Annotated in this window: 12 protein-coding genes and 1 tRNA gene; 8 read left to right on the forward strand and 5 right to left on the reverse strand. The window is 43.5% G+C overall.

Annotated features, from left to right (window positions below):
- Positions 1–441: 441 nt before the first annotated feature.
- The 4 genes from PHP90_RS00350 to groES all read right to left on the reverse strand — a co-directional run bounded on the left by PHP90_RS00350 (position 442) and on the right by groES (position 4,404).
- Positions 442–876 (reverse strand): hypothetical protein, encoded by a 435-nt coding sequence (locus PHP90_RS00350; protein WP_299923501.1) that lies wholly within the window; start codon positions 874–876, stop codon positions 442–444.
- Between the two features lie 135 nt (positions 877–1,011).
- On the reverse strand, positions 1,012–2,109 hold the full coding sequence (locus tag PHP90_RS00355) for a site-specific integrase (protein WP_299923504.1): 1,098 nt from the start codon (positions 2,107–2,109) through the stop codon (positions 1,012–1,014).
- 375 nt (positions 2,110–2,484) lie between these two features.
- Positions 2,485–4,113 carry a chaperonin GroEL gene (gene groL, locus PHP90_RS00360; RefSeq protein WP_299923507.1) on the reverse strand — a complete coding sequence of 543 codons (1,629 nt, stop codon included), beginning with the start codon at positions 4,111–4,113 and terminating at the stop codon, positions 2,485–2,487.
- Between the two features lie 30 nt (positions 4,114–4,143).
- Positions 4,144–4,404, reverse strand: a complete 261-nt coding sequence (gene groES, locus PHP90_RS00365) for a co-chaperone GroES (protein WP_299923510.1) — start codon at positions 4,402–4,404, stop codon at positions 4,144–4,146.
- A 210-nt stretch (positions 4,405–4,614) separates the two neighbouring features.
- Between groES and PHP90_RS00370 the strand changes: the two genes are divergently transcribed.
- Positions 4,615–4,691, forward strand: a tRNA-Met gene (locus tag PHP90_RS00370).
- A 72-nt stretch (positions 4,692–4,763) separates the two neighbouring features.
- Here the strand turns inward: PHP90_RS00370 and PHP90_RS00375 are convergent.
- Positions 4,764–5,264: a CZB domain-containing protein gene (locus tag PHP90_RS00375; RefSeq protein ID WP_299923513.1), complete on the reverse strand. Its 501-nt coding sequence runs from the start codon at positions 5,262–5,264 to the stop codon at positions 4,764–4,766.
- 274 nt (positions 5,265–5,538) lie between these two features.
- Between PHP90_RS00375 and PHP90_RS00380 the strand changes: the two genes are divergently transcribed.
- From PHP90_RS00380 to PHP90_RS00410, 7 genes are read left to right on the forward strand one after another with little or no spacing between them, the layout of a single operon-like run.
- Positions 5,539–7,359: a proton-conducting transporter membrane subunit gene (locus PHP90_RS00380; RefSeq protein WP_299923516.1), complete on the forward strand. Its 1,821-nt coding sequence runs from the start codon at positions 5,539–5,541 to the stop codon at positions 7,357–7,359.
- On the forward strand, positions 7,356–8,174 hold the full coding sequence (locus PHP90_RS00385; RefSeq protein ID WP_299923527.1) for a complex I subunit 1 family protein: 819 nt from the start codon (positions 7,356–7,358) through the stop codon (positions 8,172–8,174). Before PHP90_RS00380 ends, PHP90_RS00385 begins: the two co-directional genes overlap by 4 nt.
- A complete protein-coding gene (nuoB, locus tag PHP90_RS00390) occupies positions 8,171–8,692 on the forward strand; it encodes an NADH-quinone oxidoreductase subunit NuoB (RefSeq protein ID WP_299923530.1) in 522 nt (173 codons plus the stop codon). Before PHP90_RS00385 ends, nuoB begins: the two co-directional genes overlap by 4 nt.
- Positions 8,685–9,029 carry an NADH-quinone oxidoreductase subunit C gene (locus tag PHP90_RS00395; RefSeq protein ID WP_299923533.1) on the forward strand — a complete coding sequence of 115 codons (345 nt, stop codon included), beginning with the start codon at positions 8,685–8,687 and terminating at the stop codon, positions 9,027–9,029. The genes nuoB and PHP90_RS00395 overlap by 8 nt, the downstream gene beginning before the upstream one ends.
- On the forward strand, positions 9,026–10,111 hold the full coding sequence (locus PHP90_RS00400; RefSeq protein ID WP_299923535.1) for a nickel-dependent hydrogenase large subunit: 1,086 nt from the start codon (positions 9,026–9,028) through the stop codon (positions 10,109–10,111). Before PHP90_RS00395 ends, PHP90_RS00400 begins: the two co-directional genes overlap by 4 nt.
- Positions 10,112–10,120: 9 nt before the next feature.
- Positions 10,121–10,552 (forward strand): 4Fe-4S dicluster domain-containing protein, encoded by a 432-nt coding sequence (locus PHP90_RS00405; RefSeq protein ID WP_299923537.1) that lies wholly within the window; start codon positions 10,121–10,123, stop codon positions 10,550–10,552.
- Between the two features lie 3 nt (positions 10,553–10,555).
- Positions 10,556–12,985, forward strand: coding sequence for a hydrogenase small subunit (locus PHP90_RS00410; protein ID WP_299923540.1), 2,430 nt, complete (start codon positions 10,556–10,558; stop codon positions 12,983–12,985).
- Positions 12,986–12,997: the final 12 nt, after the last annotated feature.

The raw sequence follows: 12,997 nt of genomic DNA on the forward strand, positions 1-12,997 counted from the left end.
TGTGAAGAAGCGTAAATTAGTTGCATAAGATAGTTTGCGGATGTATTTATCTGTACATAACTACTAGAAATAGAGCTGATTGGTATGTGGTACAATTCGGGTATATGACTGTGGGAATATGATGTAACTCTAGGACATCAACCGATTTTGTAAACCTAAATATACCTCTAAAGTTCCCTAAAATAGGGAGCTAAAGAGGTTATTACTTCACACTATCTTTTCCTAACTACTTCAATTTTTCTAAGTCATTTCAACCCATACATCAAAATACGAGCAAATATTTCACAGTTCCTTAGAAAAATTCTGAGCTGAACTTAGAAAACTAGAAAATAATTTTACCCTACTGAAAGCACCTGAATAAGGTACTTATAGAGTATAGTGGTAAGTTTTGAAAACTTCTTCTATATATTCATCTTTCAAATTTGTTCTGAAAGAAACTGCTTATTTCTTTTTGTTTTCAATCAATATGCTTCCATCTTTATCATCTATTTTTGGTTTCATATTTTCAGTTTCAATAATAATTTTTTCTTTAGCTTCAGTAGTAAGGGTCTCGAGTTTTGCTTTAAGTTCTTCATTTTCAACTCTGAAATTATCTGCTACTTCTCTCCATACTTTTGCGATATTCTCATACTTTTCTTTTTCACAATCAGTCGTAGCTTTGGAAGCATTTTCATCAGCTTCATTTGCTTTTTCAGTTGCATCTTTAAATCTATTATTGAAACGTTTATCCATTTCATTATGCATTTTCTCTAAAAACTTAGCAAGATATTTGACTACTACGGCTTTTATAAATTCTTTTACCATAGGCAAGATTACATCTTTAACAAATGGCCAAATAATTTTTATTAAGGTTTTACCCATTGATGTTTTACTCATATTGACTCCAATCAATTAAAATTGATATATTATACTTTCTTTTAACAATATTTATTACAAGCAACGAAGTATTGTAATAACGATTATAAAGCTTAAAATATGCCATCATCGATTATAGTTTTCGATGAGAAGTCTTTATTTCCATAACATTTCAATTTCTTTACGACCCGTCTCGCCATCTAATTTTACGTATCTATTCAACATCGATAATGATTGATGATTGGATATTTTTCGTAGTACAAACTGATTACATCCTTTCATTCCCAAGTGGGATAGAACCGTATGGCGTAGGGAATGTATCACAACTCGGTTCTTCCTGTCATCGGCTTCAAGACCTATATTGAATAGGTTATCAAAGACAATTTTCAAGCTCCTAGATATCCATCTATCCAAATCAATTATATTTGGGTTGTATACCAATTTATCATTGGGATTAGTTGATTGCTTGATTCTTATTTTTACAAGCTCAATAGTGCGTTCGTCTAAAAAGCTCTTATAGGTAGAACCGTTCTTTATATCCTCAGAAGTTATCATACTGTGGCTCAGGTCAACATCTTTGACCGAATAATTAAGTACAGTACCTTTTCTACCTGCCGTACTTAATGATAATGCAACAAACAGAGTCAGGGTGAAGTCGTTGGATATCTCATCCAATAAGGTATTAATTTCGTCTTTGGATAGGAATCGCTCACGCTTATTATCTATCCGTGGCTTCTTTACATTTAATAGGGGATTGGAAATTTTAACCCCGTTTTGTTTGATGTAATAGTTATAGATAGTAGATAGTAACTCAAGATACATAATAGTAGTGTGCGGAGATACCTCACTAAGCATTTTTTGCTTGTATTTCTCAATGTGCTCAGTTGTTACATTATAAATACACATATGACCAAAATATGATTTCAACCGATTATTGTATTGTCTGTGTCGTTTCTCAGTAGAGACAGTTTTATGGCTAGAGAAATAAACCTCAGCAATATCATCAACCTTGGTGTCGTAACGAGTTTTATTTACTATCTTTGGCGGTAGTTCATTATTACGCAAACTTAATATGGTTCGAGTTCGTAAATCATCTACATATGTTTCAGTGATACCTGATGACTTTAAGCCAACTTTTTGAAATTGGGTTTTGTTATCCTCGTTTTGATAAGTGAAGTAATAAGTAACATCACCATCTTTTCTTTGTCTATGATAGACACCTTTGTATTTCTTTGATTTAATCATTGCACTCATGAAGTATTCCTGTCACAAGCAAATCAATCGTCTTCTTAGAAAAATGATACGACCTTAGAAAAGACCTTAGAAAATAAAATCACCTTAGAAATCGATACTCTATGGCAATAATTTCATTTACCACTATACTCTATAAGTACCTTATTCAGGTGCTTTCAGTAGGGTAAAATTATTTTCTAGTTTTCTAAGTTCAGCTCAGAATTTTTCTAAGGAACTGTGAAATATTTGCTCGTATTTTGATGTATGGGTTGAAATGACTTAGAAAAATTGAAGTAGTTAGGAAAAGATAGTGTGAAGTAATAACCTCTTTAGCTCCCTATTTTAGGGAACTTTAGAGGTATATTTAGGTTTACAAAATCGGTTGATGTCCTAGAGTTACATCATACCCGGCATTCCGCCCATTCCGCCCATGTCCGGCATTGCAGGTTTGTCTTCTTTGATTTCATGGATCGTTGCTTCCGTTGTTAGAAGCATACTTGATACCGATGTAGCATTGGTCAATGCAACACGTTCAACTTTGAGAGGATCGATGATTCCTGCTTCGTACATATCGACGTATTCGCCGGTAGCAGCGTTGAATCCGATATTTTCGTTGGTTGCGTTTGCAATTGTGTTGACAACAACACCCGCATCGTATCCCGCGTTTTCAGCAATTTGTTTGACCGGTGCTTTGATTGCGCGGAGGATGATCTCCCATCCGATTTTTTGATCGCCGTTAAGATCGTGTGTTACTTTGGCTGCCGCACGGATCAATGCCGCCCCGCCGCCGATAACGATTCCCTCTTCAACTGCCGCTTTGGTCGCTGAAAGTGCATCGTCTACACGGTCTTTTTTCTCTTTCATTTCAGTTTCGGTAGCTGCACCGACTTTGATAACGGCAACACCGCCTGAGAGTTTCGCAAGACGCTCTTGAAGTTTCTCTTTGTCGTATTCGCTGGTTGTTGCTTCGATTTGGGTGCGGATCTCTTTGATTCGCATTTCAACCATAGCTTTTTCACCTGCACCGTCTACGATGGTAGTGTTGTCTTTGCTGATAACGACACGTGCCGCTTGTCCGAGGTCAGCTACGGTTGCACTGTCGAGTGTACGTCCGATCTCTTCTGATATCACTTGTGCACGAGTCAATACTGCGATGTCTTGGAGCATTGCTTTACGGCGGTCACCGAATCCCGGAGCTTTTACGGCTGTGATGTTCAATACACCACGAAGTTTGTTGACAACCAATGTTGCTAACGCTTCACCTTCGACATCCTCAGCGATGATGAGAAGAGGGCGTGAGCTTTTTTGAACTTGCTCTAATACCGGTAAAAGGTCTTTGAGATTTGAGATTTTTTGATCGAAAAGGAGGATAAACGGATGATCCAATTCTACGGTCATTTTCTCAGAGTTCGTAATGAAATACGGGCTGAGGTAACCGCGGTCGAATTGCATACCTTCTACAACGTCAAGTTCGTCATTGATCCCTTTGGCTTCTTCAACAGTGATAACACCGTCACGGCCTACTTTATCCATCGCTTCTGCGATCATTGCACCGATACGTTCATCGGAGTTTGCAGAGATGGTTGCAACCTGTGCGATCTCTTTTTTATCGTTGATGACGCGTGATGCTGCTTTTAGCTCGGCCAAAATTGCTTCTGTAGCTTTGTCCATACCGCGTTTGATTTCGATCGGATTGGCACCTGCCGTGATGTTGCGAAGTCCTTCTTTGAAAATCGCGTTGGCAAGGATAGTTGCAGTAGTCGTACCGTCTCCTGCCTCATCTGCAGTGTTAGAAGCTACTTCACGAACGAGCTGCGCTCCCATGTTTTCAAGAGGGTCTTTGAGTTCCACTTCTTTAGCTACTGATACGCCGTCTTTTGTGATGGTTGGTGCACCATAGCTTTTTTGGATAAGAACATTACGTCCGCGAGGCCCCATAGTTACTTTGACAGCGTCGGTTAGTTTTTGGACACCTGCGGCTAATTTATTACGTGCGTCGTCTGAAAAATGGATTTCTTTTGCCATGTTAATATTTCCTTCTTATATAGTGGTTGATTATTTGATAATTCCGAGCAAATCGTCTGTTTCGATGACCAAATACGCTTTTCCATCAAGAGTAAGTTCACTGCCGGCATATTTGCCGAATACAACAGTGTCTCCTGCAGAAACGTTTTCTACCTCGGTGCTCACAGCAAGGACAGTACCTTGTGAAGGTTTCTCTTTTGCGTTGTCCGGGATGATAATCCCTGATGCGGTTTTGGTTGCCTCTTCGAGACGTTGGACCAAGACACGTTTTCCAAGCGGTTGGAAGTTCATAGCATTTCCTTTTAAGTGATTTATATGCTCGGGATTGTACACGAGTTTGGGTTAATTGTCAATCTCTTAGTCTCTATGACTCAATTAATGTGAGCTTATATTATATATATTGAAGTTAACCCTTATTTATTTTTACATTTAGTGTAGCTTTTAGTTTTTAATAAGCAATGGTTCACTATAATTCCGGCCTTATCCAATTCTACATAAGATGGCTGGGTAGCTCAGCTGGTTAGAGCGCTGGTCTCATAAGCCGGAGGTCGGGGGTTCGAGTCCCCCCCCCGCCACCATCTTACAATCATCCAAAATTCCTTAGAAATCCCGATAATAAGCCACTTGGTATTTTCTCATTCATTTAGTATTTACGGCCTTTGCACCATCTCATCGGAGAAAACCTTCCCTGTATATTTAAATAACTGAGCTCCATGCATACTGATAGCCCCTTCCAGAACATCGAGAGCGGCGAACAATTCTTCTGACTTTTTCTTTAACAGATGAAATTTCTTTTTTATTTGAGAAGAAATGGATAGGGTTGGATGCCACCATAAAACAATTCTTTGGAATCCAAATAACATCTTATTTTGCCCTCTGCCGGATTTTAATGAAAGAATTTCTAAATATATATCATGCAGTTCTTTATGAAGTGTATCAACGGTAGTAAATGAATTAAAGATTTTGGAATTTCGATCGATTGACTTAAACTCATGGTTAAGCCATTTTCCAAGTACACATTCGGTAGCGGATGATTCGATCAGAGGGGAATCGGGCAGATTGTTTTTGACAAGCTCCTCGACCCTGCTTATCCATCGATGATGTGATTTTTGTGCTTCATGTAATCCAACTATAAGTGCTTTTTGTGTCATCGTAATTCCCTATTTTGAATTCCAACCATTGATAAATTATTCTATCGATGCTTTCTTTAAAAAATAATAATAAAAAACCCAAATAATTAAAAAATAGTTATTTTTAGAAGATACCGTATAGAAGATCCCCTTTGAAACACGAGCACAGTAAAAAGATGACACTTGTAATTATTTAAACCGCATTTATTACCGCAGAATTACATTTTTTTAGTAACTTTTCTGAACGGTTCATGTGTTATAATCTTCGAAATTAGCACCTAAAAGGGATGCAAAGATGCTATTAACACTTATTTTATTACCGATAGCAGCGGCTTTTTTAATACTGTTCTCCTCTAAGTATATACAGTATTTTTTGAGTGTAGCCGTTTTAGCGAGTGGAAGTTATTACTCGATTTTACTTTTTACCTCCGCAGAAAACGTGTCGTTTTATCTCTCTTCTTTTTTTAATACTGTTATTATTGCCGCAGATATCGTTTTATTGCTCTATTTTTTATATCAGGGTAAGAAATATAACAGTCTGAAAGTTATAGTGTTGGCTGCCGTACAGTTATTGCTATTTCTATACATTGAGCATGTTTCAGCAGGGCATTCAGCACAGGTAGTGGTCGATGGGATCACTAAATTTACAATAGAATATGATACTTCCTCTGGACATTCAGCAGAGATAGCAGTTGATGAGCTTTCTCGATTTATGTTCTTGATCATCAACATCGTCGGCGGAATCATTGTCCTTTATTCGGTTCGATATATGGAAGATGAAACGGCAACACCGCGTAAAAAACAGCTTTTTATAGCTGCAATGTTCTTGTTCCTCTCGGTTATGAATACTCTTGTCTGCGCCAATTCACTGATGCTTTTCTTCTTTTTATTTGAGATGACGACATTGGCATCGTATCTCCTTATCGCCTTTAGAAATGATGAGGTCAGTCGCACGAATGCCCTCAGAGCGCTTTGGATGAATCAGATCGGTGGGGTGGTTATTTTGCTCGGAGTGTTGGTGGCAGTTCTAGGATTCGGCACCGTGATGTTTGATACACTGTTGCAACATTCAGGCGGAGTATTGTTTCTCTCAGTTGCATTGCTGAGCATGGCGGCGTTGGTCAAGGGAGCTTCGATTCCGTTTGACGGTTGGTTGCTTGGGGCTATGGTCGCGCCGACCCCTGTGAGCGCGATGCTTCATTCGGCAACGATGGTCAAGATCGCGCCGTATTTGATTTTAAAACTTGCACCGGCACTGGGGGCGACGCTGCTCGGCGGGGTTTTATCGATAACAGGAGGTCTGGTATTTGTCACAGCCTCGTATCTGGCATTGTCCCGCTTTGTTTTCAAAGAGATCCTGGGATACTCCACCGTGGCCCTTTTGGGGCTGATGATGGCGTTGGCGGCGATCGGCACGAAAGAGAGTATGATGCTCGCAATGGTATTGATGGGGTTTCATGCCCTCTCCAAAGCGCTCCTCTTTTTAGCGGCGGGGGTACTGGAAAAACAGTATCATCTTAAAAGCATTGAAGAGATGAGCGCGCTCGTTCACCGTGCCCCCAAAACGGTCGGATATATCTTGCTGGGTTTCGTTTCGTTGACCTTGCCGCCGTTCGGTCTTTTTATGGGGAAACTTTTTGCCATCACCTCGGTGGCTTCGCTTTTACGGGAGCGGCCATTGCTTTTGATCGTGCTGGTCTCCATGATTATCGGGAGTGCCTTGCTGGTGCTTTTGTATTTTAAAGTCTCTTCGGCACTTCTCTCCAATCCGTCGGATACGCTTTCTGCTGAAGAAGAGCGCATTCCCTATGGTTTTAGCCTTCCGTTGATTCTTTTAAGCGTTCTTATCGTGGGCACCGGTGCCGGATTTATTGTCATCCAGCATGATGCGTTACTTGCATTACTGGCACTTCCTCTGATCTTTGTCTTTGTTCTGCCGTGGATTATGAGGGGGATGGAACGGTATGATCGTACTGAGCCTTACCATTGCGGTGAAAAAGAGCCTTTTGATACGGCATTGATCTATTATGAACCTACTATACGGGTGAAGCAGATGATTTATTGGAGTTTTACCCTGCTGTTTGCAGCCGTAGCCGTTGTCGGAGCCCTCTCATGATCTGGATATGGATTGCATTTGCACCGATTTTGGGCGGATTGGTTTACGGCGGGGAGCGGGTATTGCGTGCACGGATGCAGCGACGTCAGGGACCTCCGTTTTTACAGCCTTTTTATGACATGTTCAAACTTCTGGACAAGCGGACGCTGATCGTGCATGCTCCTCATGCGTTGTTGGCGGTAGCCCATTTTTTTGCTCTTTGGTTTAGTGTTGCAGCGATCTTTTTGGGATGGAATCTCCTCTATATCGTGTTTCTCCATCTGTTTGCCCAAATAGTGCTGATTCTCGCAGGCTACAGCGTGCGATCGGCATATTCGCATCTGGGTGCGAATCGGGAGCTTTTGATGCTCGTTGCGTATGAACCAATATTGATTCTCGTAGCGGTCGGGTTCTATTTGGTATCGGGAAGTTTCGATATCGCGCAGATTGTCCGCGGGGGCGGATATTTAGCCCAAATGCCACTGCTGTTTATCGCATTGTTAATGATCGTTCCGATTAAAGTGAAAAAGTCCCCTTTCGATGTCGGTGAGGCACATCAGGAGATTGTCGGCGGTGTTGAGATCGAGTACAGCGGTATGTTTTACGAATTCTTATATATGGCACGGTTTCTTGAATATATTTTTATTTATAGTTTTGTTTTTATCTTCGCAGGTGTATCGTACGCTCTTGGAGCGGCTTTAGTCGCAGGGGTATTTTTACTGGTGAATCTGGTCGATAATGCGACTGCCCGTGTACATACAATGCATATGGTTAAAATCATTTATGCTGTAGCTATGAGTTTGGCTATCGCTAATATTTTGTGGATCGTGCTATGAAATTCTTTACCTCTTTTCGTAAAAAATCACCCTGGATACTGCATTACAATGCCGGAAGCTGCAACGGATGCGATATCGAGATCCTTGCTGCACTGGGACCGAAGTTCGATCTGGAGCGGTTTGGGGTGATCAATACGGGGAATCCGAAGCAGTCGGACATCTTTTTGGTGACGGGGCCGGTGACGTACCGCTCCCGTGAACGTCTCGTCGAACTCTATTCGCAAATTCCCGAACCCAAAGTGGTGATAGCGGTAGGATCCTGTACAACCACTGGGGGGGTATTCCGTGGGATGTACAACGTTGAAGACGGGATCGATCAGTATATTCCGGTAGACGTTTATGTTCCCGGCTGCGCTTCCACGCCTCAGCTCATCATTGATGCGATCGTCAAAGCGTTGGAGATTTTGGAAAATAAAAGCAAAGAGATCGAAAAACCGTTCAAACTATTCGGAAGCGTTGAGACGATCGGCAACAAACTCAGTCGTCTTAATATGGCAAAAAGGGTGAAACATGACTAAATTAGAGACAACATTAGCGACCCTTTTAGCGGATATCGGCACTTTTTATGAGCCGAAAAAATGGCATTTTCTGACGGTCAACGGGATCGATCTGGGGGAAGGAAAAATCGAACTGCAATGGATTTTTTCGAAATACGGAGTCAAAGATGAAATCGTCATCTATTATGCACTTAGTGATTATGAAACTCCTGTCCCCTCACTGGTGAGTTTGATACCTTCGGCGTTTATGGGGGAGAGGGAGATCGTCGATATGTTCGGTCTTAAAGTGGACGGAGCGGAGAGAGGGCTTTATCTCGATGAGGATTCTTTGCAACATCCGTTACGGAGTGAATCATGAAAAAAACAATCCAAATCCCTCTGGGGTCTCAGCATATTTCCCTGCTCGAGCCGATCCGGTTTAAATTTGAGTGTGAAAACGAAAAGATCATCGGGGTCGATGCCGATGTCGGATTCGTCCATCGGGGAGTAGAACTGGCCTGTACCCGTAGTTTTGAGTTTAAGCAGGTAGGGTATGTTGTTGCCCGTGTTTGCGGGCTTTGTGCTATTACCCATTCGCTCTCTTATACCCTCGCGGCGGAAAAACTGCTGGGGTATGAGGCCAATGATCGGATTAAATATCTGCGGATGCTGATGGTGGAACTCGACCGTATCCATTCGCATATGCTGTGTTTGGCGCACACGGCGGAAAATGCAGGATTTGAAGCGCTGTTTATGCAGATCATGGCCGATCGGGAACTGGTGATGGACCTTCAAGAAGCGATCAGCGGAAACCGTGTCCAGTTTGATTTTATCGCTATTGGCGGAGTGAATCGGGATCTGACCCCTGAATTGACTGCACTCATTCATAAAAACCTCACTTTACTCTCAGAAAAAATCGATGCATTGATCGGACTGTTCAATAATAATTGGTCGCTCTCGCTCAAATACAAAGGGGTAGGCGTGTTGCGTTTGGAGGATGCTTATACCTATAATGCTCTGGGTCCGTTGGCCCGAGCAGCCGGCCTGGCGACGGATGTACGCGTCGAGACGAGCGATTTTCCGTATGAGGATATAGGATACACAATGATCCTCGAATCCACAGGGGATATTCATGCGCGTAATTTTGTCCGGCTTCGGGAGATTGTAAACTCGATTGCCATGTGTCGAAATATCGCAGATAACCTCCCTGCAGGTGAGATACTGGAGAAGACCAAAGGAAAACCGAAAGGGGAAGCGGTGGTTCGTGTCGAGGCTCCTCGCGGAGAGCTTTTTTATCTGGTGCGCGGTAACGGCGGTAACATGCTTGAGAGGGTTCGTATCAAGACTCCGACTTTTTCGGGAATTCCGGCGATGATGGAAGTATTCAAAAGTTCTGAATATGCCGATGCACCTGCGATCCTCGCCTCGTTTGATCCGTGTATGTCTTGTACGGCGAAGTAGGAGAGGCATATGTTTAAGTCTATGTTTACGGCGTTGATAAACCTTTTTAAACCTGTACATACGGTAAACTATCCCGCAGAAGATATTGTTCTTCCAAAAGGGTATCGGGGACTGATCGAATACGACAAAGAATCGTGTATTTTCTGCGATAAATGCGAAAAGGTGTGTCCTCCGGGGGCGATTTTGTTCTATCAGCCGCTAGAGGGTGAAAAAGAGTACCGCTATAACCCGTGGCTTTGTATCTACTGCGGTGAATGTGTACGCGCCTGCCCCAAACCCGAAGAAGCGTTGTGGCAAAGTGAAACAAAACAACATTCAGCTGTGAAAGAGGATGGGGCAAACGAGGGATGGTTTGTTTACGAAGAAGCATGCAAACAAAGCCGTGAAGATTTTAAAGCGGCGAAACAAGCGTCTAAAACCCAAAATAAGAGTGAGGAGTAGAGAATGCGTATCGTAATTGTCGGAGGCGGGATAGCCGCTGTGTATATTGCCAATACTCTTATGGAACAAAATAGCGGCTCAGAGGTAGTGATCGTTTCGGATGAAGAACATCCTCCGTATGATCGGATACATCTGTGTAAATTGGTAGATGATTGCAAGTGTATTGATTCTATAGAATTGGAACTTCACCCTGCCGTTCGATTGGAACTGAACCAAAAAATCATCTCTATCGATCCTGCGGAGAGACGCGTTTTCAGCGAGAATGCTGCATTTCATTATGACAAGCTGATCATCGCAACAGGTTCGCGTCCAAAGTCTCTTTTTGATATCACCGGCATTGAAAATGCGGCAACGTTTAGAAGTCAAAAAGATTGCGAAACGATCGCGCAGGGGATGATCGGCAAAAATGTAGTGATCGTAGGAGCAGGTCCCATCGCTTTGGAGCTTCTCGATACCCTTATGCGCAGCGATGCTCCGAAAAGCATCACTTTGCTGGTACGAAAAAACTATCTCTACTCCGCCTCAATCAGCCGTGAAGGATTGGCGCTGATACGGGAGATTTTCGAAGCCGATCCTCGTATCAAAATCGATTTTAACGACGCGATAGTGGATCGGGAGATCGTCGGATCCCGAATCACTCGCATCTTGACCCGTAACGGGACGGAAATTGAAGATCCGTTCCTTATTTTCGGAGTCGGAATAGATCCGAACATTCCGTTTGCCCGTGACGTGCTCGAATGCGATAAGGGCATTTTGGTCGATGAACGGATGCGCACTTCGGATGAAAACATCTACTGTGTCGGCGAAGCGGCACAACTTCGTGAGGGTGGATTCATCGCAGGACGGGTGAAAGAGTGCACGATAGAGGCCGATGTCGCCATTGCGAATATCTTGGGTGATGCGAGTAAAACTTTTAAAGAAGAGGTCTCTATCGACGGACTTAAAGTGGGATCGTTTTTGTTTGCCGACGTTACGGCGACCGATTTTGATCCGAATGACAAAGAGAACGAAAATATCCTCATTTCTCACGGAGATCGGATCGACCAGTACATCGTCAATCATGATCGGCTCAAACGCTTTATCGGGATCAATACCAACATCGATCTGCTTGCTCTTAAGCATTTGATCGAAACCGATGCCCCGATCGATGCGGCGTATCTCTACTCAAACCGTCTGATGTCTGAATATGGAAAACTCATTTGCAGCTGCGAAGGGGTCCATGAGCTGGAACTGGTCGACATTATCCGCGAAAATGCCGTCACCTCGTTCGCCGATCTCAAAGAGTTCTCCAAAGCGGGACGTACCTGCGGACGGTGCAAACAAGACGTCTGTGCGATCATCTCCGCAACCCCTGTCGATCCGATAGAAGCGGCGCGTCTGCGTGCTGAAAAAGAAGCGGCGGCTCAGGCGGCGGAACTCGAAAAAGTGCGCGCACGGATCGAAAAATACAATCGTCTTCATCCGAGAAATCAGCTCAATGCGGAGAATTTCCACGAGGCATTGGAATCGTTTGAAATGAGCCGGGAATTCAACCGCTGGATCTCGATGATTACCGCATCGATGCATCTGCATCCACAGTTTGAAGAGGTCGTGGGAGAAGGGGTGACGCAGCTGAACAAAATCCCGATTATCTGGCTGGAACTCGCCGATTGTACCGGTAATTCCGAAGCGTTTATCAAAACTTCCCATCCAAAAGTCGACGATCTGATCCTCAAATACATCTCGCTCGATTATCATGAACTGCTGATGGCGGCGTCTGGGGATCAGTCGGAATCGGCGCTGGAGAATATTTTGCGTAATGACAGCGGGAAATATCTTCTGATCGTCGAGGGGGCGGTTCCTTTAGGAATGGACGGTAAATTTTTACGGATTGGTCCGAAGGGGGAAACGGGTGTCGATCTGTTGCGACGTGTTGCCAAAAATGCCGTAGCCGTAATGGCAGTGGGATCGTGTGCGTATGACGGAGGGGTAGTCGCCGCCGCTCCCAATCCGACAGGTGCCGTCGGTGTTGCGGAAGCGCTAGGGAGATCGGATATTATCAACCTTCCCGGCTGTCCGACGAATCCGATCAATATCGTCGGAACCCTGTTGCAATACATCATGTTCGATGAATTTCCGAAACTCGATTCCAAAAACCGTCCCGAATGGGCGTACGGTTTCCGTGTCCATGACAACTGCGAACGCCGCGGTCACTACGATGCGGAAGAGTTTGTCCGTGAATGGGGTGATGAGGGGGCGAAGAAGGGATGGTGTCTTTTTGAGATGGGGTGCAAAGGACCCTACGCCGATCTCAACTGCTCACTCGTGAAATTTAACGAGGGGACGAGCTGGCCGGTGCAGGCGGGACACGGATGTTTCGCATGCGGTCAGGGGAAAATCGCATTTGACAGCTACGCAAACAACCGTAAATTGGAGGTTGAAAATGAGAAATGATATTCTCGGCGA

This window comes from Sulfuricurvum sp. (assembly GCF_028712165.1).
Classification (GTDB): Bacteria; Campylobacterota; Campylobacteria; order Campylobacterales; family Sulfurimonadaceae; genus Sulfuricurvum.